Annotated in this window: 18 protein-coding genes and 1 pseudogene; 9 read left to right on the forward strand and 10 right to left on the reverse strand. The window is 74.6% G+C overall.

The window, feature by feature from the left end:
• Positions 1–32: 32 nt before the first annotated feature.
• Entirely contained in the window at positions 33–992 is a 960-nt protein-coding gene (locus IF45_RS0105410) for a LysR family transcriptional regulator (protein ID WP_026048156.1), read from the reverse strand.
• A gap of 178 nt (positions 993–1,170) precedes the next feature.
• Here IF45_RS0105410 and IF45_RS0105415 point away from each other — a divergent pair, with 178 nt between their 5' ends.
• On the forward strand, positions 1,171–2,436 hold the full coding sequence (locus IF45_RS0105415; protein ID WP_030305852.1) for a PAS domain-containing protein: 1,266 nt from the start codon (positions 1,171–1,173) through the stop codon (positions 2,434–2,436).
• A 131-nt stretch (positions 2,437–2,567) separates the two neighbouring features.
• Here IF45_RS0105415 and IF45_RS0105420 read toward each other — a convergent pair whose 3' ends face one another.
• Positions 2,568–4,064: a DNA-binding protein NsdB gene (locus tag IF45_RS0105420; RefSeq protein ID WP_030305854.1), complete on the reverse strand. Its 1,497-nt coding sequence runs from the start codon at positions 4,062–4,064 to the stop codon at positions 2,568–2,570.
• Positions 4,065–4,297: 233 nt separating this feature from the next.
• Here IF45_RS0105420 and IF45_RS0105425 point away from each other — a divergent pair, with 233 nt between their 5' ends.
• Positions 4,298–5,455 (forward strand): aminoglycoside phosphotransferase family protein, encoded by a 1,158-nt coding sequence (locus IF45_RS0105425; RefSeq protein WP_026048157.1) that lies wholly within the window; start codon positions 4,298–4,300, stop codon positions 5,453–5,455.
• 108 nt (positions 5,456–5,563) lie between these two features.
• Entirely contained in the window at positions 5,564–5,824 is a 261-nt protein-coding gene (locus tag IF45_RS0105430) for a hypothetical protein (protein WP_030305856.1), read from the forward strand.
• Positions 5,825–5,890: 66 nt separating this feature from the next.
• On the opposite strand, the pseudogene IF45_RS32850 reads toward IF45_RS0105430, so the two are convergent.
• Positions 5,891–5,998, reverse strand: a pseudogene (locus tag IF45_RS32850) (IS5/IS1182 family transposase); the annotation flags it as partial.
• A 462-nt stretch (positions 5,999–6,460) separates the two neighbouring features.
• Here IF45_RS32850 and IF45_RS0105445 point away from each other — a divergent pair.
• Complete coding sequence (locus IF45_RS0105445; protein WP_030305873.1) at positions 6,461–8,386, forward strand: N-acetylmuramoyl-L-alanine amidase; 1,926 nt, start codon at positions 6,461–6,463, stop codon at positions 8,384–8,386.
• 70 nt (positions 8,387–8,456) lie between these two features.
• On the opposite strand, the gene IF45_RS0105450 is transcribed toward IF45_RS0105445, so the two are convergent.
• The 4 genes from IF45_RS0105450 to IF45_RS0105465 form a co-directional block, all read right to left on the reverse strand.
• Positions 8,457–8,957, reverse strand: coding sequence for a hypothetical protein (locus IF45_RS0105450; RefSeq protein WP_008405544.1), 501 nt, complete (start codon positions 8,955–8,957; stop codon positions 8,457–8,459).
• A gap of 119 nt (positions 8,958–9,076) precedes the next feature.
• Positions 9,077–10,027 carry a universal stress protein gene (locus IF45_RS0105455; RefSeq protein ID WP_010640149.1) on the reverse strand — a complete coding sequence of 317 codons (951 nt, stop codon included), beginning with the start codon at positions 10,025–10,027 and terminating at the stop codon, positions 9,077–9,079.
• Between the two features lie 122 nt (positions 10,028–10,149).
• Positions 10,150–11,643, reverse strand: a complete 1,494-nt coding sequence (locus IF45_RS0105460; RefSeq protein ID WP_030305881.1) for a fatty acyl-CoA synthetase — start codon at positions 11,641–11,643, stop codon at positions 10,150–10,152.
• A 97-nt stretch (positions 11,644–11,740) separates the two neighbouring features.
• Positions 11,741–12,628, reverse strand: coding sequence for a universal stress protein (locus IF45_RS0105465; RefSeq protein WP_008405549.1), 888 nt, complete (start codon positions 12,626–12,628; stop codon positions 11,741–11,743).
• Between the two features lie 293 nt (positions 12,629–12,921).
• Between IF45_RS0105465 and IF45_RS0105470 the strand changes: the two genes are divergently transcribed.
• Positions 12,922–14,730: a serine hydrolase domain-containing protein gene (locus tag IF45_RS0105470; RefSeq protein WP_030305882.1), complete on the forward strand. Its 1,809-nt coding sequence runs from the start codon at positions 12,922–12,924 to the stop codon at positions 14,728–14,730.
• Positions 14,731–14,757: 27 nt separating this feature from the next.
• Here the strand turns inward: IF45_RS0105470 and IF45_RS0105475 are convergent, their stop codons facing one another.
• On the reverse strand, positions 14,758–15,930 hold the full coding sequence (locus IF45_RS0105475; protein ID WP_030305884.1) for a methyltransferase: 1,173 nt from the start codon (positions 15,928–15,930) through the stop codon (positions 14,758–14,760).
• Positions 15,931–16,062: 132 nt separating this feature from the next.
• Here IF45_RS0105475 and IF45_RS0105480 point away from each other — a divergent pair, with 132 nt between their 5' ends.
• Together IF45_RS0105480 and IF45_RS0105485 are read left to right on the forward strand one after the other, a co-directional pair.
• The gene (locus IF45_RS0105480; RefSeq protein WP_037637654.1) at positions 16,063–16,731 is read left to right on the forward strand and encodes a nitroreductase family protein; all 669 of its coding nucleotides are present in this window, start codon (positions 16,063–16,065) and stop codon (positions 16,729–16,731) included.
• Between the two features lie 211 nt (positions 16,732–16,942).
• The gene (locus IF45_RS0105485) at positions 16,943–17,770 is read left to right on the forward strand and encodes an endonuclease I family protein (RefSeq protein WP_018468651.1); all 828 of its coding nucleotides are present in this window, start codon (positions 16,943–16,945) and stop codon (positions 17,768–17,770) included.
• A 46-nt stretch (positions 17,771–17,816) separates the two neighbouring features.
• Here IF45_RS0105485 and IF45_RS0105490 read toward each other — a convergent pair whose 3' ends face one another.
• Both IF45_RS0105490 and IF45_RS0105495 read right to left on the reverse strand, forming a co-directional pair.
• Entirely contained in the window at positions 17,817–18,773 is a 957-nt protein-coding gene (locus IF45_RS0105490; RefSeq protein ID WP_008407662.1) for a PrsW family intramembrane metalloprotease, read from the reverse strand.
• A gap of 97 nt (positions 18,774–18,870) precedes the next feature.
• Entirely contained in the window at positions 18,871–19,530 is a 660-nt protein-coding gene (locus IF45_RS0105495; protein WP_030305888.1) for a VanZ family protein, read from the reverse strand.
• 215 nt (positions 19,531–19,745) lie between these two features.
• On the opposite strand from IF45_RS0105495, the gene IF45_RS0105500 reads away from it, so the two are divergent.
• Positions 19,746–20,756, forward strand: a complete 1,011-nt coding sequence (locus IF45_RS0105500; protein WP_030305890.1) for a zinc-binding dehydrogenase — start codon at positions 19,746–19,748, stop codon at positions 20,754–20,756.
• 195 nt (positions 20,757–20,951) lie between these two features.
• Complete coding sequence (locus IF45_RS0105505) at positions 20,952–21,530, forward strand: TetR family transcriptional regulator (RefSeq protein WP_174905204.1); 579 nt, start codon at positions 20,952–20,954, stop codon at positions 21,528–21,530.
• Positions 21,531–21,605 lie beyond the last annotated feature (75 nt).

Consider the following 21,605-nt stretch of genomic DNA (forward strand, 5'->3'; position numbering starts at 1 on the left):
ACCTTACGCGGCGGTGGGACGGGCGGCGGGGATCAGGGGGGTGCGCCGAAGCGGGGGTGGGCGGCGAGCCAGGCGCGGTAGCTCTCGCTGCGGCCGGCCGCCTCGCGGTAGGCGGCGCGGGCGTGGCCGAGGACGGCGGCCGCGGCGCCGGCAGCGGGTGAGCCGGGGTGGTGGCCCAGGAGGTGGCGCCAGCTGAGCGGGGCACCGGCGAGGGGGCGGGTGACGAGGCCGGGGGTGGGCGGGAAGGTGGCGCGGCACAGGCCGACGGCACGGCCGACCTGGACGAGGTGGACGCAGGAGGCGGTGTCGGTCTCGAAGACGGAGAGCGGGGTGAATCCGGCGCGGGCGCAGGCGGCGGTGAAGCAGTCGGCGAAGCAGCCGTCGCCGGGGACGTCGGTCCACGCCTCGTGGGAGAGGCGGGCGAGGGGGATCTCGTCCTCGCCCGCGAGGGGGTGGCCCTCGGGGAGCATGACGAAGACCGGGTCGACGCCGACGGTCTGCCAGACGAGTTCCGTCTCGCGGGGCGGGGCGCTCTCGCCGCAGACGCCGACAAGGGCGTGGTCGAGGCGTCCGGCGGCGAGCAGGGAGCTGATCGCGTCGACCGACCAGGAGGTGTGGGTGGAGACGGGGGCGGCGGGCTCGGCGGCGGCGAGGCGGTCGACGAGGGCGCCGAGGAGCGGTCCGTGGGTGGCGCCGAGGCGGAAGCGGCGGACCCGGTTCCAGGAGTTGGCGAAGCGGACGGCGTCCTCCTGGAGCTGGCGCATGGCCGGCAGGACGACGCGGGCGCGTTCCAGGACGAGTTCGCCGAGCAGGGTGGGGCGGGCGCCGGTGTGGTCGCGGTCGAAGAGGGGGCCGCCGAGGGCCTTCTCGATACGCCGCAGCTGGCTGGAGAGGGCGGGCTGGGCGAGGCCGAGGGCGGCGGCCGCGCGGGTGAGACTGCCTTCGTCGGCGATGGCCCGTACGGTCCGCAGGTGACGCAACTCCAGGTCCATACCAGGAAGTTAGGGGCGGGCGGCGGTGGCGGCAATACGGCGAGGGGCTTCCGGCATATGCCAGGAGCACCATCGCGTCGAGTATTGCCGAATCCCTCACAGGCCACCGGGCGCTGTGCGACAGTCGTACCCGGCCCAGCGTCAGTCACCGCCGTACCGCCCTCGTATCGGAGTACGTATGTCCTCGCGCTCCCCGGTCTCCCCCGCAGCCGAGCCGTCGGTACGCGGCTCCGTGCGGGCGCTGATCGACGGGACGCGGCGGGTGCGGGGCGCGCTCGACGCCGTGCGGCAGGGCGCGGAGGGCGGCGAGCCCGACCCGCCGCGCCGCCGCGCGCTCTACGACCTGGCGCTGCGCCAGCTGGACGACGTGGGCGGGCATCTCGGGCGGCTCAGCGAGGGCTGGCCCGGGGCGGAGCCGCCGGCGGCGCCGGGCGGCCCGGAGGCCACCGAGGGCAGCGCCGAGTGGGACCTGCTCACCGACGAGGTCTGCTGGTCGCCGGAGCTGTACCGCGTGCTCGGCCGCGAGGCGGGCTCCCGCGCCCTCTCGCTGGACGAACTCCCCTCCCTCCTGCTCCCCGAGGACCAGCCGCTGCTGACCGCGATGGTCACCGACTGCCTGATCGACGGCCGGCCGATGGACGGCGCCTTCCGCGTGGTCCGGGGCGACGGCACCGTCCGCACCCTGCACATGAACGGGGCCCCGGTCCTCGACGAGCACGGCTCCACCGCCTCCCTGCGCGCGGTGCTCCGCGACGTCACCGCCGCCGGGACCCCGGTCGGCCGCACCGGCGCCACCCCTCCCCCGCCCTCCGCGCCGGCCGGTCCGGCGGCCCGCACCACGACGGCCGTACGCGAGCTGCCGCCGGGCCCCGACGCGGCGGCGGACAGGACGTGGTGCGACACGCTGACCCTGCCGGACGGCCGCACGCTGCTCGCGCTGGGCGAGCGTCCACCCGGGCTCAGCCGCGACCTGCTGGTGGGCACGGTGCGCGGGCTGGTCGCGGGCGGCGAGACGCCGCAGGACGCGCTGGAGCTGGCGGCGGCGCTGCTGCCGGGAGCGGACCCGGTCGGCCGCGCGCTGTGCTGCGTGCACGACCCGGTGACCGGCGCCCTGGACTGGGGCCGCACCGACGGCCATCCCGCGCCGCTGCTCCGGCACGAGGGCGTAGTCCTTCCGCTGGACCACGGCGGCCCCGGGGAACACCTGCTCCCCGGCGACCTGCTCCTCCTGCACACCACCGGAACCGGCCACGACAACTCCACCGACCTGCTGCTTGCGCTCCCTCTCCCCCTGGACGGGCACCTCGACGCCGACGCCTGTGCCGATCTCGCGGCCGACGCGCTCGCCGGCGCCGCCGGACCGTCCGAGGACGGGCAGCGCGGAGCGGCACGGGTGATCGCCGTCCGGGTCGGCTCCGGTGCGGGGCAGGCCGGGCACGGCTGAACAGCGGTACGCCGCAGGCGTGTCCGGGCACCCGTGGGAGCCGGGGCACCGGTGAGGACCGTCCGTCCACCACGCCTCACGGGCGTGCGGAGTGACGGGGTGTCGTCAGGGTGGCGCGGGAAGCGGGACGGTCAGGCCGGGGCCGCGCGCCAGCCGCCGGAGGACTTGCCCTCGCCCGGCATCACCATCTTGATCTCCTCGCGCAGGCTCTCGATCTTCGGGTAGCCCGCGTAGTGCGCGGTGAGCCGGTACATCTCCCGCAGCCGGTCCCAGGTGCGGTGCGAGGAGTTGTCGGACATCGAGGCCAGGGCGAGACGCGCGTACCGGTCGGCCTGTTCCGGGTCGTCGGCGATGAAGCAGGCGGAGGCGAGCGAGAGGTGGTCGAAGATCTTCGACCGCTCCCGCTGGTCCTGGCGGAGCTCCAGGGCGATCTTGGCGTGGTGCTCGGCCTGCTTCGCCGCCGCCGGCTCGTGCTCGGCGAGGGTGCGGTAGGCGAGTGCCTGCATGCCGTGCAGGTCGGCCTTGTCGAACATCTGCATCCAGTTGGGCGGTTCGGCGTCGCCGCGGTCGGAGACGAAGAGCGTCTCGGCCTCGCCGAGGGTGCGGCGCATGGCCTGCCCCCGGCCCATCGCCGCCTGCGCCCACGCCTCGATGGTGCGGAACATGGCGCGGGTGCGGGGCAGCGCCTCCTCGCCGGAGCCGGTCTTGGCCAGCTTCATCAGGTCGAGCGCCTCGTCCGGGCGGCCGAGGTGGACCATCTGGCGGGCGGCGCGCGAGAGCGCCTCGCCGGCGCGCGGGCGGTCACCGCCCTCGCGGGCGGCGTGGGTGGCGATGACGAAGTACTTCTGCGCGGTGGGCTCCAGGCCCACGTCGTGGGACATCCAGCCGGCCAGGACGGCGAGGTTGGCGGCCACGCCCCACAGGCGGCGCTGGAGGTGCTCGGGGTGGCGGTAGGAGAGCATGCCCCCCACCTCGTTGAGCTGGCCGACCACGGCCTTGCGCTGGAGGCCGCCGCCCCGGGAGGCGTCCCAGGCGCGGAAGATGTCGACGGAGTGTTCCAGCTCCTCGACCTCCTGCGAGCCGACCGGGGCCGCCTCGTAGCGGTCGAAGCCCGCCTGGTCCCCGTAGCCGCCCCGCGGCCCCGGGAGGGTGGCGGGGGGTGCGGGGTCGGCCTTGAGCCAGTCGTACATGGCGGTGGTGAGCACGGAGCCCGCGGTGAGCGCGGCGCTCGCGCCCATCAAGCCTCGTCGGTTGAGCATGAGGTCCATTCCCGTGAATTCGGTGAGGACCGCAGCCGTTCGCTCGGGCGCCCATGGCACGCCGTCGGAGCGCTCGCCGCTCCCGCCCGGCCGCCGTTTCCCCGTGCGCCCGCGTCGAACCAGACCGAGATCCTCGATGGTCACGACACGGCCGAGTTGCTCGGTGAACAGCGCCGCCAGCACCGTGGGCACCGGATCGCGCGGGATCTCTCCCATGTCGATCCAGCGCCGGACCCGCGAGGTGTCGGTCGCCAGCTGGGGGTGGCCCATGGCCGCCGCCTGCCGGTTCACGAGCCGGGCGAGTTCCCCCTTGGACCAGCCGGTCAGGCCGAAGTGGTCCGCAAGGCGGGTGTTGGGTTGTCCGCTCACGTCAAGCCCCCAGGTTCTCGGCTGAGTTGACAGTAACCCCCTGTCAGTTGCTGAGCGACTATTCGCCAGGGTTCGCCAGGGTGCGCCAGATGGTGTGCCACCGGCTGGCGGGTGTCAGGTAGATATGCGCCTCCCCGACCCGGTGGCCGTCCCCGCACTCCCCAGGGTGCGGCCCGGTGGCCGGGCCGGGTGGGTGCGTCACTCACAGGCACACGAAGGGATCTGTCAGGCTCATGTACGCAGCATCGTCCTCCGTGTCCGCCCCGTCCCGGCCGCCGCTCGGCACCCGCCCCCCTCGGGCGAGGGAAGCCACTCCCCCGGGCAGCGGCCCGTACCTCGACCCCGCGCGCCCTGCGGCCACAGCGCTCGCCTCCGGTCGGACCCGACGCGTAGCGGGGCTCGGCACACCACAGCTCAGCGGAAGGCTGGACCTGTCCGGTCCGCAGGGAGCGCAGTTGCGGGCGGCCGTCGCCGCCGTGCACCGCGTCTGTCCGGAGTTCCACCCGGTCCAGGTGCTGCGGCGCAGCCCGCGTTCCGTCCTGCTGGTCGGGACGAGCGGGCGCACCACCGCGGTCGCCAAGTGTTTAGTGGACCAGTCGGCCGAACGGGCGGAGCGGATCAGGCACGAGATAGCGACGTACCGTTCGTTCGTCCGGCACCGTCCGCCGGTGCGGGCCCCGCGGCTGGTCGCGGCCGACCCGGACAACGGGACGCTGGTGATCGAGCGGATGGCGGGCCGGGCGGCGGCGCTCCAGCGCCACCCGGTCGAGGCGCCGCCCGCGGCCGACCTGCGGGCCGTGCTCGGCGCGGTGCGCCGGCTCAACCAGTGGCGTCCCCCGACGGGCATGTTCGGCGCCCCGCTGGACTACGCGGAGCGGATCTCCCGCTTCCACGCCCTGGGGCTGCTCACCGACCGTGACCTCGGCGACCTCCAGAAGCTGCTGCACGGCATCGCCCGCTCCGGGGGCCGCGTCGCCACCCGCGAGTTCTGCCACGGCGACGCCCTGCTCTCCAACGTCCTCCTCTCCCCCGCCGGTCCCGTCCTGGTCGACTGGGAGCAGGCCGGCTGGTACCTGCCCGGGTACGACCTGGCGACCCTGTGGGCGGTGGTCGGGGAGGCCCCGATGGCACGTCAGCAGATCAGCCACCTCGCCCAGAGCAGCGGCCCGGCGGCGCGCGACGCCTTCCTGGTCAACCTCATGCTGGTGCTGACCCGGGAGATCCGGGCGTGCGAGGCGGCGGTCCAGCGGAGCATGCGGGACACCCCGGCGGGACCGGCCCGGGCGGGCGCCGCTCCGGCCGGCGAGGAGCAGCGCCTGCTGCTGCGCCGGCTGCACGACGACTGGGCGATGGTCCGCCGCGCGGTCCGCGCGGCGGTGGGCACGCGCTGAGGCCCGGCCCGAAGACAGCGGTGCGGCCCGCCCCATCCCAGGGGCGGGCCGCACCGCTGTCCGCTCTGAAGACGTCGTTGCATTCGGTGGGATCGATAGTCTGTGTCGATGGAGAACACGGTCGAGACCGCTTGCCGGATCTGCGGCCTGGATGACGGGGAGTCTCTCTACGAGGACGGGTTCCCTCGGTACGTCATCTGCGAGTGCTGCTACAACGAATCCGGCATCGGTGACGACACCGTGACGCAAGTCCGCGAACTCCGCGGCTACTGGGTCGGTCACGGCGCTCAGTGGCACAAGCCGCAGTCGAGGCCGGCCGACTGGGATCTGCTGAGCCAACTGGCCAACATACCGCCAAAATGGCGCTGACTCGGGCGGCCGACCGTCACCTCACCTCACCTCACCTCACCTGGTGATTCGGCGGGAGCAGATGAGGGTTTCGATGCCTCTGCGGGCGATGCGGGGCACGATGTTGCGGGCGCGGAGCCGTCTCCGCAGGTGTTCGTAGTCGTATCCCTTGTCGGCGTGGAGCTTGGCAGGTCTACCCGTGCCGCCGCCGGCCACCACCCTGCGGGCCGCCCGGGGCCACCGGCACCACCCGCAGGAACAACTCCCACGACCTGTCCGGGATCAGACGCTCCGTGATCGTCACACACGGACACCTCCGACCACGCCGAATGCAACGTCCTCTGAGGCGGTGACGGCAGAGGTGTACTCCTGTGACGCGCCCCAGGCCCGGATGGCGAGGGTCGCGAAAGGGGCCGTGAGGGTGGTGGCGCGGGCGCGCCGGTCGCCAAATTTCCGCACCTCAGGCGCTGTTGACGGATCATCGTCAAGCCGGTACCACTGGTCCACGCCCGCCTCGGTGATCACGTACGCGCCCTGGTGCGGGCTCCCGCTGTTCCGCGCGTCCGGGCGGCGCGCGGCCCCGTCCCAGGAGGCCCTGTGCGAAGAAACGTCCCTGCTCTCTCCGGCACGGGCGGGCGCAGAGCCCGCAGGACGGGGGTGACGGCGCTGGCCAGCGCCGCGCTGGTGCTGCCCCTGCTGGGCGCGGCCCCCGGCCCCGCCCCGGCACAGGCGGACACCGGGCTCCAGGGGGCGTTCGCGGCGGCGGCCCGGGAGTACCGGGTGCCCGAGAGCGTCCTGCTGGGTGTGGCCTACCTCCAGTCGCGGTGGGACACGCACGGCGGGGCGCCGAGCGTGACCGGCGGGTACGGGCCGATGCACCTGACCGACGCCCGCACGGCGCTGGCCCGGTCGACGGGCCACCACGGGGAGCACGGCGAGGACGCGCGGGGCGACGAGTCCCGGCCGGCCCGCACCCCGGAGCCGGTCCTGCCGTCGGCCGGCGAGGAGCTGCCGGAGCGGCTGACGACGCTGCGTCAGGCGGCGCGGCTGAGCGGGCTGCCGGCCGAGCGGCTGCGCAGCGATCCGGCGGCCAACATCCGCGGCGGTGCCGCGCTGCTGGCCGAGGCGCAGCGGGAGCGCGGAGCGGCCCCCGGCGGCGACGCGGCCGACTGGTACGGCGCGGTGGCTGCGTTCTCCGGCGCGGAGGACCGGGCGACCGCCACCGCCTACGCCGACGAGGTCTTCTCGGTACTGCGCTCCGGTGAGGCACGGACCACCGACAGCGGCGTCCGGGTGGTCCTGGCGCCGCAGCCCTCAGCGGTGGCGGACGCCTCCCAGACGGCCGGCCTCGGGCTGCGCGAGAGCGGCGCGAAGGGCTCGGTGGAGTGTCCGCGCACCGTCTCCTGCGAGTGGCTGCCCGCTCCGTACGAGGAGTTCGGGGAGGGCGACTACGGCAACCACGACAAGGCGGACCGGCCGCGCAGCGCGCGGATCGACTCGATCGTCATCCACGACACGGAGGCGACCTGGGACACCACGCTGGAACTGGTGCAGGACCCGGAGTACGTGTCCTGGCACTACTCGCTGCGCTCCACCGACGGCCACATCGCCCAGCACCTGCGGACCAAGGATGTCGGCTGGCACGCGGGCAACTGGTACACCAACGCCAAGTCGATCGGGCTGGAGCACGAGGGGTTCCTCGCCGACCCGGACGCCTGGTACACGGAGGCGATGTACCGGACCTCGGCGCGCCTCGTCTCCCACCTGGCGAAGAAGTACGGCATCCCGCTGGACCGGCAGCACATCCTCGGCCACGACACGGTTCCGGGCACGACTCCGGCGACGATCCCGGGCATGCACACCGACCCGGGCCCGTACTGGGACTGGCAGCACTACTTCGCCCTGCTCGGTGCGCCACTGAAGGCGTCGGCGGGGAAGAACGCCGAGCTGGTCACGATCGCGCCCGAGTACCGGAAGAACCGTCCGGAGTTCACCGGGTGCGAGAAGGCGGGCGAGCCGTGCGCGCCGCACGGCTCCAGCGCGGTGCGGGTGTACACGGAGCCGCGTGAGGACGCGCCGCTGGTCCAGGACATCGGGCTGCGCCCGGACGGCTCGCCCTCCACCATCGACGTGAACGACCTGGGCTCGCGGGTCTCGGCCGGGCAGAGCTACGCGGTGGCCGAGCGGCGCGGCGAGTGGACCGCGATCTGGTACCTCGGGCAGAAGGCGTGGTTCAAGAACCCGCGCAAGGCACCGGTGGCGGTCCCCGCCTCGGGCCGCGTGCTGACGCCGAGGCCGGGCCTGACGGAGGTCCCGGTCTACGGCAGGGCGTACCCGGAGAAGGAGGCGTACCCGGCGGGCGTCACCCCGCAGGAGATCGTGCCGCTGCCGTACCGGATCGCGGCGGGCCAGCGGTACGCCACCGGCGGCCAGGTACCGGGCGAGTACTACTCCGCGCCCACCTTCGACACCTCCGGGCACACGGTGGTGCGGGGGAAGCTGCGGTACTACGAGATCCAGTACGGGCACCGGGTCGGCTATGTGCGGGCCGACGACGTGGTGGTGCGTACGGCCAAGCGCTGAGGCCGTGAACGACTCCGGCCGGGGACCGCTGAGGCGGTTCCCGGCCGGTATGGTGTGCGCGGTGCGGTGCTCAGCCCTGCTGGAAGAGTTCGGCGGGCAGCGGCTTGAGGAGGGCGTACAGGTCGTCGGTGATGGGGCGGTCCCAGGCGGCGACGGTGACCAGGACGTTGTCGCTGCGGTCGAACTGGACGCAGGAGACGCGGCTCTCCGAGAGCTTGACGCGGCGGACGATCAGGAGGTTGTCGCCCTGCATCACGGGGACGTCCTCGGTGCCGACGACCTCGACCTCCTCGTCGTTGCCGAGGGCGAGGAGGAGCTGGGACACCTCGAAGGGAGGCTGCTTGTCGGCGAGGTCGCGGGCGGGCGAGCCCTCCGGGAGGTTGCCGATGACCATCGCGGGTCCCCGGCCGCCGAACAGGTCGTAGCGCAGGAAGACGCCCTGGCAGGAGCCGTCGGGCGCGGGCAGCAGCCCCGCGCCGAGATTGCCCGGCCAGTCCTCGGGGTCCATGGCCAGGACGTCGAAGTCCGGGCCCGCTGGTGTGGCGGCGCTGCGGCGGCGGAGGAAGGACATGCCGCCATGGTACGTGCACGGCGGTGCCGCGCGGCGGGCGGTACCGGTGCGGAAGGGGGCCGTTCAGCGAGGGGTGACCGGGGCCGGGCCCGCGCCCGCCGGGGGCGCGGGCCCGTGGATCAGGCGGCGTCCTCGCCGGTGGCCGCGGCGGCCTCGGCCAGTTCCTGCGCGGTGGGAACGACGGCGACGGGGGCGGGGGCGTGCAGGAGGACGGCGTGGGTGACCGAGCCGAGCATCCGCACGGGCGAGAAGGCGCGGGGGCGGTGGCGGCCGACGACGACCAGGTCGGCGCCGCGGGCGGCGGCGACCAGATGGCCGGCGGCGTCGCCCGGGGAGACCTCGGCCTCCACCGTGACCTGCGGATAGGTGTCCTTCAGGGTGGCGACGCGCTCGGCGACGAGCTGGCGGCACTCGGCCTCGGCGGCCTCCTGGTCGGCGGCGGAGGGCAGGTACTCCCCCGCGGCGGCCCAGGCGACGACGGGCCAGGGGTAGGCGCAGACGACGTGGAGCCGGGCGGAGCGGATGGCGGCCTCGCGGTAGGCGAAGGCGAGGGCCGGGTCGGGGGCGGCGTCGGCGGTGAGCGGGAACTCGGCGGACATGCCGAGGACGACGCGGGGGCCGGGGGCCGGTTCGGGGGCGTCGGTGTGGACGTCACGGCCGGGGCGGGGCACGACGACGACGGGGCTGTCGGCGTCGCGGGCGCAGGCCATGCCGTTGGAGCCGAGGAGGAGGCTGGCGAAGCCGCCGCGGCCGCGTGAGCCGAGGACAAGGAGCTGGGCCTCGGCTCCCAGCTCGGGGAGGATCGAGGCGGCGGTGGAGTCGAGCGTGGTGAAGGAGAGCTCCGGCAGTCCGGGGCGGCCGGTGAGGGCCTGGCGCGTCTCGACGATGACGGAGCTGTCGGGGGCGGCGGCCCCGGCGGGGGGTTCGGCGCCGCGCGGTGTGGCGGTGCGGACGGCGTGGACGATGCGCAGGGGGGCCTCCCGCAGGCGGGCCTCCTCCAGGGCCCATTCCAGGGCGCGGGTGCTGTCGTCCGATCCGTCGACGGCCGCGATGACGGGCAGGGTGCTCATGGTTCTCTCGCCTCCGGGGCGCAGCGGTGGTGCGGCTGGTTCCGCTGCCAGCTTCGCTCAGCCGGGGGCCGGAAGGCAGGGTCCTTGGTCCCGTGTCGCGGCCGGTCGGCCCCTGTCGGCGGTCAGCCGAGGCGGTCGCGGAGTTCGCGTTTGAGGATCTTGCCGCTGGCGTTGCGCGGGAGGGAGTCGGTGAAGACGATCCGTTTGGGTGTCTGGAAGGAGGCGAGCTGTTCGCGGGTGTGGGCGAGGAGTTCGGCCTCGGTGGTGTCGGCGCGGGTGACGACGACGGCGGTGACGGCCTCGATCCACTTGTCGTCGGGGAGGCCGACGACGGCGGTCTCGGCGACGGCGGGGTGGGTGTAGAGGGCGTCCTCGACCTGGCGGGAGGCGACGAGGACTCCGCCGGAGTTGATGACGTCCTTGAGCCGGTCGACGACGGTGAAGTAGCCCTCCTCGTCGCGGACGGCGAGGTCGCCGGAGTGGAACCAGCCGCCGCGGAACGCCTCGGCGCTCTCCTCGGGCAGGCCCCAGTAGCCGTCGCAGAGCTGCGGGGAGCGGTAGACGATCTCGCCGGGGGTGCCGTCGGGGACCTCCTGGCCCTCCTCGTCGACGACGCGGGCCTCGACGAAGAGGACGGGCCGGCCGCAGGAGTCGAGGCGGCCCTCGTGCTCGTCGGGGCCGAGGACCAGGGCGAGCGGGCCGATCTCGCTCTGCCCGAAGCAGTTGAAGAAGGCGAGTTCCGGCAGGCGGGCGCGGAGCCGCTCCAGCACTGGGACCGGCATGATCGAGGCGCCGTAGAACGCCTTGCGCAGGGCGGTCAGGTCCCGGGTGGCGAACGAGGGGTGCTGGGAGAGGGCGATCCAGACCGTGGGCGGGGCGAAGAGGGAGTCGGCGCGGCCCGCCTCCACGAGGGAGAGCACGGTCTCGGGATCGGGTCCGTCGAGGACGGTGTTGTCGGCGCCGACGGCGAGGTAGGGCAGCAGGAAGACGTGCATCTGCGCCGAGTGGTAGAGCGGCAGGGTGTGCAGCGGGCGGTCCTGGGCGCTCAGGCCGAGGGTGTGCAGGGCGCTGGTGTAGGCGTGGACCAGGGCGCGGTGGCTCATCATGGCGCCCTTGGGCAGGGCGGTGGTGCCGGAGGTGTAGAGGAGCTGGGCCGTGGAGCCGGGCGCGGGCTCGGGGCCGTCGTACGGGGGCGCGTCGGCGAGGAGGGCGAGGAGGGAGTCGTCGGTGTCGCGCAGCGGCAGCACGTCGGTGCCGTCCGGGAGGTGCCCGGCGAGGGCGGGGTCGGCGAGGACGAGGCTGCTGCCGGAGCTGGTGAGGATGTGGCCGAGGCCGGCGCCGGTGAGGTTCTGGTTGACGGGCACGTGGATCAGGCCGGCGCGGGAGCAGGCGAGGAAGCCGATGAGGTACGCGTCGGAGTTGTGGCCGTAGGCGGCGACGCGGTCGCCGGGGGTCAGGCCGCGGGCGGCCAGGACGTGGGCGGCGGCCGACACGGCCTCGTCCAGCTCGGCGTAGCTCCAGACGCGGCCGGCGTAGCGCAGGGCGGTGGCGCGCGGGGTGCGGCGGGCGCTGCGGCGCAGCACTCCGTCGACGGTGTTGCCTCGGGGTGCCGTCATGGCGTGATCCTCGGCCCGGCCGGGCGGGTGGGTCAAGAGTGGTGCGGCGGCCGGGTGCGGCGCGTCCCGTCGGCGGGTCCGGGGCGCGCCGCGCCGGTCAGCTGTCGGCGGGCACGTCGCGGATGACGGCGACCGGGCAGTCGGCGTGGTGGAGCAGGGCCTGGCTGGTGGAGCCGAGCAGGAGTCCGGCGAAGCCGCCGCGGCCCCGGGCGCCGACGACGACGAGCTGGGCGGAGCGGCTGGCCTCGATGAGGGCGGGCCGGGTGCGGGAGCGGAGCAGGCGGCGTTCGACCTGGACCTGCGGGTAGCGGGCCTGCCAGCCTGCGAGGGCCTCGGCGAGGAGGCGCTGCTCGTCGTCCTGGAGGCGGTCGAGGTCGGTGACGAGGGGCATGGGCTCGCCGGGGTTGCGGTGGGCGGGCTGGGTCCAGTTGCTCCAGGCGTGCAGGGCGACCAGCGGTGCGGCGCGGCGGGCGGCGGTGGCGAAGGCGAAGCCGACGGCGCCGTCGGCCTGCGGGGAGCCGTCGAGACCGAGGACGACGGGGCCCTGGGGGTCGGGGCGGCCGCGCAGGACGAGGACGGGGCTCTCGCCGTGGGCGGCGAGGTGGACGGCGGTGGAGCCGAGGAGGAGGCTGCTGAAGCCGCCGAGGCCGCGGCTGGCGACGACGGTGAGGACGGCGTCGCGGGACTCGGCGGCGAGGACGGAAAGGGCTTCGCCGGTGATGAGTTCGGGGTCGGTCTCCAGGCCGGGCACGGTGGCCTCGGCGCGGGCGACGGCCTCGTCGAGGAAGGTCCTGGCCTGGTTGAGGAGGCCGCCTTCGGTGGGGCCGAGCGCGGAGGCGGTGAGCTGGACGTGGAGCATCGGCCAGATGAAGGCGTGGACGATGCGCAGCGGGCAGCCCCGGTCGGCCGCCTCGCGGGCGGCGGCGGCGACCGCGTCGAGGCTCTCGTCGGAACCGTCGATGCCGACGAGTACGGGCCTGGTCATGCGGTGCTCCTGTGCGCGAGGGGTCCGGTGGGGCGGGGTGCGGCGGGCTGGGCCATGGGGTCCTCCTTGGTTCCAGCTTTGCCCGCACGCGGGCGCGGGGCCTGGGCCGCTGGTCCCGTAGGGGCAGGACCTTCGTCCTTTCGGGGGGTTGTGGGGTGGGCCGGTTGCCGGGCGGGGCGCGGCGGAGGGGCCCGGAGCGACGGGGGCGGGGAGGGTTGACACGGACCCGTCATGACATGAAAGTTTCACGGGTCGAACGTCATCTCGAAAGATTCTTTCAGGGGGTGCGGTTCATGGACGGGCAGCCGGTGGACGGCGGGCGGCGGGCGGACGGGATCTCCCGGCGCCGCCTGGGGACGGCGGCGCTGGCGCTCGGCGGGGCGCTGGCACTGGTGCCGTTCCCCGCGGGGCCGGCGGCGGCCGTGCCCGGGGCGGCCGGGCGTACGCCGGGCGGGACGACGCTGCGGCACGGCAGCGCCCGGCAGGCGGGGCTGCTCCCGGGGCAGCTGCGCCAGCTCGTCACCGACGCGGAACGGTTCCTGGAGCCGTCCCCGGCGCACCCCTGGTACGCGGGGGCGGTGCTGCTGGCCGGGCGCGGCGGGACGGTGGCGCTGCACGAGCCCGTCGGGCACGCGGTGCGCTACGAGCGGTACGACGAGGCGAGCGACACCGGCGTGGAGTTCCCGCCCGAGCGGCGCATCCTGATGGCCGAGGACACCGTGTTCGACCTGGCGTCGGTCTCGAAGCTCTTCACCTCGCTGCTGGCGGTGGGCCGGATCGAGCGCGGGGAGCTGGACCTGGAGGCACCGGTCGCCTCGTACCTCCCCGCGTTCGCGGGCGGCGGCAAGGGCGCGGTGACGGTGGTGCAGCTGCTGACGCACACCTCGGGGTTCCCGTCGTGGATCCCGCTGTACCAGGAGCCGACGCACGAGGCGCGGCTGGCGCGGATCTGGGCACAGGAGCTGGTGGCGGAGCCGGGTACCGCGTACCTCTACTCGGACCTGAACCTGATCACGCTGCAGCTGCTGCTGGAGGAGGTGACGGGGACACCGCTGGACGTGCTGCTGCGCGAGGAGATCACCGGGCCGCTCGGGATGACCCGGACCCGGTACAACCCGCCCGCCTCGTGGCGGCCGAGGATCGCGGCGACGGAGGACTCCCGGCTGCCCTGGTCGGGGCTGGACCGGGGGCTGGTCTGGGGCGAGGTGCACGACGAGAACGCCTTCGCCATGGGCGGGGTGGCGGGGCACGCCGGGGTCTTCTCCTGCGCCTGGGACCTGGCGGTGCTGGGGCGGACGCTGCTGAACGGGGGTGTGTACGGGGGGCGGCGGATTCTGCGCGAGGAGTCGGTGGAGCTGATGTTCCGGGACTTCACCCCGGAGTTCCCCGGTGACGCCCACGGCCTGGGTTTCGAGCTGTACCAGCACTGGTACATGGGGGCGATGGCGACGCCGAGGTCGGCGGGGCACACCGGGTTCACCGGGACCAGCCTGGTGCTGGACCCGAGTACCGACTCGTTCCTGGTGGTGCTCGGCAACTCGGTCCATCCGGTGCGTTCCTGGCGCTCCGGGAGCGCCCCCCGGGTCGCGGCGGCCGACCGGATGGCGCGCGCCGTTCCGGTGCGGCCGCGCGAGGGCGGGACGGCCTGGTTCTCGCAGATGGCCTCGGACACCACGGCGACGCTCACCCTGCCCCCGCTGAAGGTCCCGGGCGGCGGGGCCCGGCTGAGCTGCGCCCTGTGGTGGGACACCGAGCCGGGCGCCGACCCGCTGGTGCTGGAGGCCGCGGCGGACGGGGAGGCGTGGCGGCCGGTGCCGTTCACCACCCGCCGCCCGGGCGGGGAGCCGGCCGAGCACCCCGAGGGGACGGCGGGCGGCTACTCGGGCCGGGTCTGGCACGAGCTGCGCGCCGGACTGGAGCCGTGGAGCGGCCGGCGGGTACGGCTGCGCTGGCGGTACACGACCGACCGGCTGTACGTGGGGCGCGGGGTCTACGTGGACGCGGTGCGGGTGACCGGGGGCCGCCGCGCGCTCTTCGACGAGCGGCGGGTCCGGGACGCGGCGCGGATCGAGGCGGACGGCTGGGTCCGCTCCGCGGACTGACCGCGCCCCGCCCCCGGGTTCCTGCCGTCAGCTCTTGACGGCCCGCAGGACGACGAACTTCGGGTCGGAGGCGGCGGTGACGCAGTTGCCGAAGAGGCGCCGCAGCTGCCGGTGGTGGCCGAGGTGGCGGTTGGCGACGACCCAGAGTTCACCGCCGGGCCGCAGCACGCGCCGGGCCCCGGCGAACATCCGCCGGGCGGTGGCGTCGGTGACGGCCTGGTGGGAGTGGAAGGGCGGGTTGGTCAGCACCAGGTCGACGGAGGAGGCGGCGACGGCGTCCGGGTCGTCGAGGCCGTCGGTGACCAGGAAGGTGCCTCGCTCCGGGTCGGGGGCGTTGTCGCGGAAGGTCTGCTCCGCCGAGGCGACGGCCTGGTGGGACTCGTCCACGAAGACGATCTCCGCCTCGGGGCTGGTACGGGCGACGGCGGTGCCGACGACGCCGTTGCCGCAGCCGAGGTCGACCACCCGGGCGGGCCCCTCGGGCACCGGGAGCTGCCCGAGGAAGAAGCGGGTGCCGACGTCGAGACGGTCGGCGCAGAAGATCCCGGCGTGGTTGGTCACGGTGCGGCCGGACATGGGGCCGATCCCGTCGGGCAGCGCGTACCGCAGCGGCCAGGGGCTCGGGGCGGGGCGGTCGCGGCGGGCCACGGTGGCGTGGATGAGCCGGGCCTTCTGCTCGGCCAGGGAGGTGCGGGTGGGGCCGACGATCCGCTCGAAGAGGCGCAGGGTGGAGGTGTGGATCTCCTTGACCATGCCGGTGCCGACGACGAGGGTGCCGGGGTGCAGGGCCGGGGCGAGGCGGTGGAGCTGGTCCTCCAGGAGGGCGAGGCTCTTGGGGACACGGACCAGGAGGACGTCGATCCGCTCCGGCGGGGTGTCCCGGGTGGTGAGCAGGCGCACTCCGGCCGCCCCGGGGTCCCCCAGGCCGGCCCGGGCGAGGTTGGCGCGGGTGGCGGAGCGGGCGAGGTGGGAGTCGCTGATCTGGACCGGCCGGTGGGCGGCGAGGGCGGTGGTGAGGGCTCCCCAGCGGTCGAGGGCGACCACGAGCGCGCCGTCCCCGGTGCCGGTCGGGACGCCGGTCTCCGCGAGGTGGCGCAGGAGGTAGGCGTCGGCGGCGTCCCAGGCGCGGAGCTGGTCGCGGGGGTCCTCGGGGAAGCGGGTGAGGTCGTGCGTGCCCCACGCTGTGGTCAGACGGTTCATCGTCCGTCCAGGCTAGTACCTCGGCGGGCGGGCTCCGCACGTGCGGGGGCTGGGCCCGCGGCGGGGGCGGCCGTAAGCTCCGGGCCCATGGACGATCAAGGAAGTCCCGAGGAGCCGGGCCTGTTCTCGACCATGTCGACGCTGCGGGCGATGCGCCGCCTGAAGCCCGACCCGGTCCCCGACGAGCTGCTGGAGCGGCTGGTACAGGCGGCGGTGTGGGGTCCGAGCGGTTCCAACGCGCAGGGCTACCAGTACGTGGTGGTGACCGACCCGGCGGTGATGGCGCGGCTGGCGCCGCTGTGGGAGCGGTGCGTGGACGCGTACATGGCGACGGCGGGCGGTGCGGTGCCCGAGGGCATGGACCCGGCGGCCTACGAGCGGATGGTGGCCGCCATCCGTCACCAGCGGGACCATTTCGCCGAGACGCCGGCGCTGATCATTCCCTGCTACCGGTATCCGGCGCCGAAGCCGGACCTGGCCGGGCTGAGGCGGTCGGCGGCGGCGCTGGGGGCGGCGGCCTCGCTGCGGCTGACGCGCGGGCAGAAGCGGATCATGTCGCTGACCGAGGCGTCGAGCGTCTATCCGGGCGTGCAGAACCTGCTGCTGGCGGCGCGCGGGCTGGGCCTGGCGGCCAACATCACCATCTGGCACCTGATGCTGGAGCAGGAGTGGAAGCGGGCGCTGGCGATCCCGAAGGACGTGAAGACCTTCGCGGTGATCCCGGTGGGGTGGCCGCTCGGACGGTTCGGGCCGGTGCGCCGCCGTCCGGTGGAGAAGGTGATCCGCCGCGACGGGTGGTGAGGGTGGCACGGGCGGGTGGTGACGGGCGGTCAGGACAGCTCCGGCGCACCTCACTCGACACTTGACCTGCACATGATGGATACAGGGTGTTCATACGGCGCGGCGGGCGCTGTGGAAGGCTCCGGCAGACCGGAGAGCTTCACACGCCCACCGCCCGGCCCCTCCCCCACTCCGGCGGCCGAGCGGTGTCCGTACCGAGAGGACACCCCACATGTCCCGTCGTCACTTTCGTGGCCGTCGCCCCCTGCTGGCGGCACTGGCGGCCGGCGCGCTGATCGGCACGCTCGGCGCCGCCGGGCCGGTGACCGGCGATCCCGCCGCCGCGCCCGTCGCGGCCGCCTCCGCCGCCGTCCTGGACGACACGTACTACCAGGACGCGCTCGGCAAGTCGGGCGAGGAACTGAAATCGGCGCTGCACACCATCATCAGCGACCAGACCAAGCTGTCGTACAGCCAGGTCTGGGACGCGCTGAAGGACACCGACGAGGACCCCGCGAACTCCTCGAACGTGGTCCTCCTCTACACCGGCCGCTCGCAGTCCAAGGACAGCAACGGCGGCGGCAGCGGCCAGTGGAACCGGGAGCACGTCTGGGCCAAGTCCCACGGCGACTTCGGTACCTCCACCGGTCCCGGCACCGACATCCACCACCTGCGTCCCACGGACGTCCAGGTCAACTCCACCCGGGGCAACAAGGACTTCGACGAGGGCGGCTCGGAGCTCTCCGACGCGCCCGGCAACTTCACCGACGACGACTCCTTCGAGCCCCGCGACGAGGTCAAGGGCGACGTGGCCCGCATGATCCTCTACATGGCGGTGCGGTACGAGGGCAACGACTCCTTCGCCGATCTGGAGCCCAACGACCAGGTCGACAACGGCTCGCAGCCGTACATGGGCAAGCTGTCGGTGCTCAAGCAGTGGAGCCAGGAGGACCCGCCGGACAGCTTCGAGCAGCGGCGCAACGACGTGATCTTCGAGCAGTACCAGCACAACCGGAACCCGTTCATCGACCACCCGGAGTGGGTCGGCGAGATCTGGTAGACCCCCGCGACACCCCTGCTGAGCCCCGCCCGCGACCGGGCGGGGCTCAGCGCTCTCCCCAGCCCTGCCACGGCGCGGCCGGCTCACGGTGCGCGGTGTCCAGCGGGCGGGTGCGCCGGGCGAGGGCGCGCAACCAGCCGAGGGCGACGAGGGTGACGACCATCCAGCCGCCCCACTGGAGCCCGGTGATGAAGCCGACCTGGGCCGAGGTGGGCCGGGGCACGTACCCCGTCTCCAGCAGATGCCACTGCCAGTCGGTGCCGGTGAAGAGCAGGGCGAGGGCGGCGGCGAGGGAGTGCATGGCGTCCCACAGGGCGTGCAGCACGGAGAGGCCGAGCCAGGCCGCGACCACCGAGCCGGTCAGCCGCAGCCGCCCGGAGCGGGCCGAGGCGGCGAAGAGCACCCCGCCGGCGATGGCCGTCCACAGGCCGTGGCCGAAGGGGGCGAGCAGCCCGCGCAGGATCTCCGTCTGCACGAGGTCGGTCAGCGACAGGCCCTTCACGGTGAGCAGCGCGGTCAGCGCGTAGCCGGAGGACTCCAGGGCGGCGAAGCCGAAGCCGACGGCGGCGCCGAGGACCATGCCGTCGCGCGGCCGGTGCGGGCGCAGCCGGGCCGCCATCAGCCAGAGCGCGGCGATCTTCACGCCCTCCTCGATGAGGCCGACGCCCAGCCACATCCACGGCGAGGGGCGCAGCAGGGACGACTCCAGCACGGAGGCGCCCAGCACGCCGAGGGTCCCGCCGACCAGGAAGGCCGCCATGAGGCGCTGCGGGGTCAGGACGCCGTCGGGGCGGACCCGGTCGAAGGCCCAGGCGACGAAGGTGACCGGCACCAGGAAGCTGCCGAGGAGCACCAGGGTGGGGACGAGGTTGGCGTTGCGGGTGGAGAAGGTGACGGCGACGGTCAGCAGCCACAGCAGCAGGCCGATGACGAAGATGGCCAGCCACGGCCGGGGGCCGTAACGGGCGCGGGGCGGCCCGGCGGGGTGCTGGTCCGGCGCCATGGGCTCCCCTTCGCCGCTCGGTTGCTCCGTCGAGCCTCCGGGCGGTGGGGGGAGTCCGCCAGCGGGCCGCGTCCGGCGGGGTGAGCCGGTGGGCCGGTCAGGGGGGAGGCGCGCTGCCGGCCCGTTCGGCACGGGTACCGGTACGGTCTCCGCCACCGCGCCGGAACCGCTCCCGCAGTCCGGAGAGGCGCCCCTCGCCGGCGGCGGGCGGCTTCTTGTCCGGGGCCGGTGCCGGCTTCGCGGGTGCGGGCTTCGCGGGTGCGGGCTTGGCCTGCTCGGGCGCGGGGGGTGCGGGTCGGGCCGCCGCCCGGTCCTCGGGGGTGTCGGCGAGCCGGTGGTAGCGGCGGCCGATGCGGCGGCCGAGGAGCAGGTAGGCGAGGAGGGCGCCGCTCGTGTTGAGGATGACGTCGTCGATGTCGAAGGCGCGGCCCTCCACCACGGAGCCCTGTGCCAGCTCCACCAGGACCATGACGACGGCGGTCAGTCCGACCACCCGTAGCAGCCGCATCCGGCGGGCGACCAGGACCGGCAGCAGCAGGCCGAAGGGGAAGCCGAGGAGGAGGTTGCCGCCGGCCTGCTTGAGCCCGGCGAGGAAGGTGTAGTCCTCGGCGTAGCTGCGCAGGGAGTTGCCGGGGGTGAGGTTGGCGTGGATGAGGTCCGCGGAGGCCGGTGACGGGGTCAGCGTCACCTGGGCGAGGAAGATCGAGAAGACCACCATGGCGACGAAGGCCACCATGAGGATCAGCGCGCGCACCATGGCGCGGACCCAGCCGGGGCGGCGGGGACGGGGGTCCTGCACTCTCGTTGTCATGGACACCGGATGCCCCGCCGTGCCCCGGTCATACGCGCCGGTCGGGGCGGGGTGATGCACTCCCCGGCGGGTGGTGCCGGTGGGGCGGGAGTACGTTGGACGGTGGGCGTCGCGCCGTCCGGCGGCGGGCGTCCGCCGTACCGCGAGAAAGGCCCCTGACCATGGACACCATGCGCGCCGCGCGCCTGCACGTTCCCTCCCGCACCCTCACCGTCGAGGACGTTCCGAAGCCCGCTCCCGGCCCGGGTCAGGTCCGGGTGAAGGTCGAGGCGGCGGGGGTCTGCCTGTCGGACGTGCACCTGATCGACGGCACGCTCAGTCCGCTGTACCTCGAAGGCGAGACGGTGACACTGGGCCACGAGGTGGCGGGCACGGTCGACGCGGTCGGCGAGGGCGTGACCGGCTGGCAGCCGGGGGCCCGCGTGGTGCTCCAGGCCGGTGAGTCGAGCGACGGCACGACCTACACCCGCGGCGTCGACTACGACGGCGGCTGGGCCGAGTACGCCCTGGCCACCGCGACCACGCTGGTCCCCCTCCCCGACGCCATCCCCTTCGACCAGGCGTCGATCATCCCGGACGCGGTGTCGACGCCCTGGGCGGCGATCACCGGCACCGGTGACGTGCGGCCCGGCGAGGCGGTCGGGGTGTGGGGCGTCGGCGGGCTCGGCGCGCACGGCGTGCAGCTGCTGCGGGCGATCGGGGCGTACCCGGTGGTGGCCGTCGACCCGGCACCCGCCGCCCGCGAGCGGGCGCTGGCCTTCGGCGCCGACGCGGCACTCGACGCGGCCGACCCGGAGCTGAGGGCCAAGGTGCTGGCGCTGACCGGCGGTACCGGGCTGGCGGCCGCCTTCGACTTCGCGGGCGTGCCGGCCGTGCGCGAACAGGCGCTGACGGTGCTCGGCCCGAAGGGGCGGCTGGTGCTGGTCGGGCTCACCGCCCACCCGCTCACCGTGGCGAACGGCACGCTCTTCAGCTATCTCCAGCAGCAGATCCGCGGCCACTACGGGTCGGACGAGCACCATGTGCCGCAGCTGGTGGCGCTGACCGGCGGCGGCCGGCTCGACTTCTCCCGCTCGGTCTCCGGGGTGCTGCCGCTGGAAGAGGCGGCCGAGGCGGTCCGGCGCACGGAGACCAAGGAGGGCGACCCGGTCCGGCTGGTCCTGCGCCCCTGACGGGCTCCGCCGGGGCTTTCCGACGCCGCGTCAGCACGCTCCCCCGGGGGCCCGCGCGGGCCGGTCCGTAAGGGAGCCGTATGGGAGGGGGACGGGCCGGTCGGGGACCGGCCGGCCCCGTGTACTGTTCTCAGCGCAGTCGGCCCTCTGTCGGCCGTCTTCGCCCAGCCCACGGACCGGATACGGAGACTTCAGATGCTGGCCAGGGAACGGCAGCCGAGCCAGGCTCAACAGCGCGGCGGCGGACGTACCGAGCCTCGCGCGACCGGTCGCGGCGAGGGTCCCCTCGACCCGTACCGGCCGTCCATGTACTTCTACTGCGGCAACGAGCACGCGGTGGTCGACGCCGCGCTGCGCGTGCTGGACGAGCGGGTGCTGACCCCGGTCCGGCGGGCCGCCGGCGCCGAGGGCGCGGGGACCGAGGGAGTCCTGGCCGTCTTCCTCGACGCGGCCCGCGACGTCTGGCAGGACCAGGGTCAACTGCTCGTGGCGGCCTGCGAGTTCATCGGCGAGGACGACGAGACCCGGGACGACTGGCGCGCCGCCTCCGTCGCGCTCGGCGACGCGCTCGCCCCCGTCGTCCTGCGCGACCGGGAGCGCGGCGCGCTGCCGGCGGCGGGCGACGCCCACGCGCTGGTGGTCGCCCTGTGGTGGACGGTGGAGCGCACCTACTACATGGCGTACAGCGCCGGGCCCGTGCCGCCGGAGGTCACCGGTGCCACCGCCATGCTCGGCCTGCTGACCCGCCGCACGCTCGGCCTCGCCGACGCTTGAGGCCCCCGCACTCCGCTCCGCGGCCCGCACGGAATCCGTGCGGGCCGCGGGCGTCCCTCCTCCCCGCCACGCCCT

The organism is Streptomyces albidoflavus (assembly GCF_000719955.1).
Taxonomy (GTDB): domain Bacteria; phylum Actinomycetota; class Actinomycetes; order Streptomycetales; family Streptomycetaceae; genus Streptomyces; species Streptomyces albidoflavus.

What these genes read in the sequence shown, in the direction of transcription:
- IF45_RS0105410 (WP_026048156.1), bottom strand. Translation starts at nt 992, where the DNA reads ATGGACCTGGAGTTGCGTCACCTGCGGACCGTACGGGCCATCGCCGAC.
- IF45_RS0105415 (WP_030305852.1), top strand. Translation starts at nt 1,171, where the DNA reads ATGTCCTCGCGCTCCCCGGTCTCCCCCGCAGCCGAGCCGTCGGTACGC.
- IF45_RS0105425 (WP_026048157.1), top strand. Translation starts at nt 4,298, where the DNA reads ATGTACGCAGCATCGTCCTCCGTGTCCGCCCCGTCCCGGCCGCCGCTC.
- IF45_RS0105430 (WP_030305856.1), top strand. Translation starts at nt 5,564, where the DNA reads ATGGAGAACACGGTCGAGACCGCTTGCCGGATCTGCGGCCTGGATGAC.
- IF45_RS0105450 (WP_008405544.1), bottom strand. Translation starts at nt 8,957, where the DNA reads ATGTCCTTCCTCCGCCGCCGCAGCGCCGCCACACCAGCGGGCCCGGAC.
- IF45_RS0105455 (WP_010640149.1), bottom strand. Translation starts at nt 10,027, where the DNA reads ATGAGCACCCTGCCCGTCATCGCGGCCGTCGACGGATCGGACGACAGC.
- IF45_RS0105460 (WP_030305881.1), bottom strand. Translation starts at nt 11,643, where the DNA reads ATGACGGCACCCCGAGGCAACACCGTCGACGGAGTGCTGCGCCGCAGC.
- IF45_RS0105465 (WP_008405549.1), bottom strand. Translation starts at nt 12,628, where the DNA reads ATGACCAGGCCCGTACTCGTCGGCATCGACGGTTCCGACGAGAGCCTC.
- IF45_RS0105470 (WP_030305882.1), top strand. Translation starts at nt 12,922, where the DNA reads ATGGACGGGCAGCCGGTGGACGGCGGGCGGCGGGCGGACGGGATCTCC.
- IF45_RS0105475 (WP_030305884.1), bottom strand. Translation starts at nt 15,930, where the DNA reads ATGAACCGTCTGACCACAGCGTGGGGCACGCACGACCTCACCCGCTTC.
- IF45_RS0105480 (WP_037637654.1), top strand. Translation starts at nt 16,063, where the DNA reads ATGTCGACGCTGCGGGCGATGCGCCGCCTGAAGCCCGACCCGGTCCCC.
- IF45_RS0105485 (WP_018468651.1), top strand. Translation starts at nt 16,943, where the DNA reads ATGTCCCGTCGTCACTTTCGTGGCCGTCGCCCCCTGCTGGCGGCACTG.
- IF45_RS0105490 (WP_008407662.1), bottom strand. Translation starts at nt 18,773, where the DNA reads ATGGCGCCGGACCAGCACCCCGCCGGGCCGCCCCGCGCCCGTTACGGC.
- IF45_RS0105495 (WP_030305888.1), bottom strand. Translation starts at nt 19,530, where the DNA reads ATGGTGCGCGCGCTGATCCTCATGGTGGCCTTCGTCGCCATGGTGGTC.
- IF45_RS0105500 (WP_030305890.1), top strand. Translation starts at nt 19,746, where the DNA reads ATGGACACCATGCGCGCCGCGCGCCTGCACGTTCCCTCCCGCACCCTC.
- IF45_RS0105505 (WP_174905204.1), top strand. Translation starts at nt 20,952, where the DNA reads ATGCTGGCCAGGGAACGGCAGCCGAGCCAGGCTCAACAGCGCGGCGGC.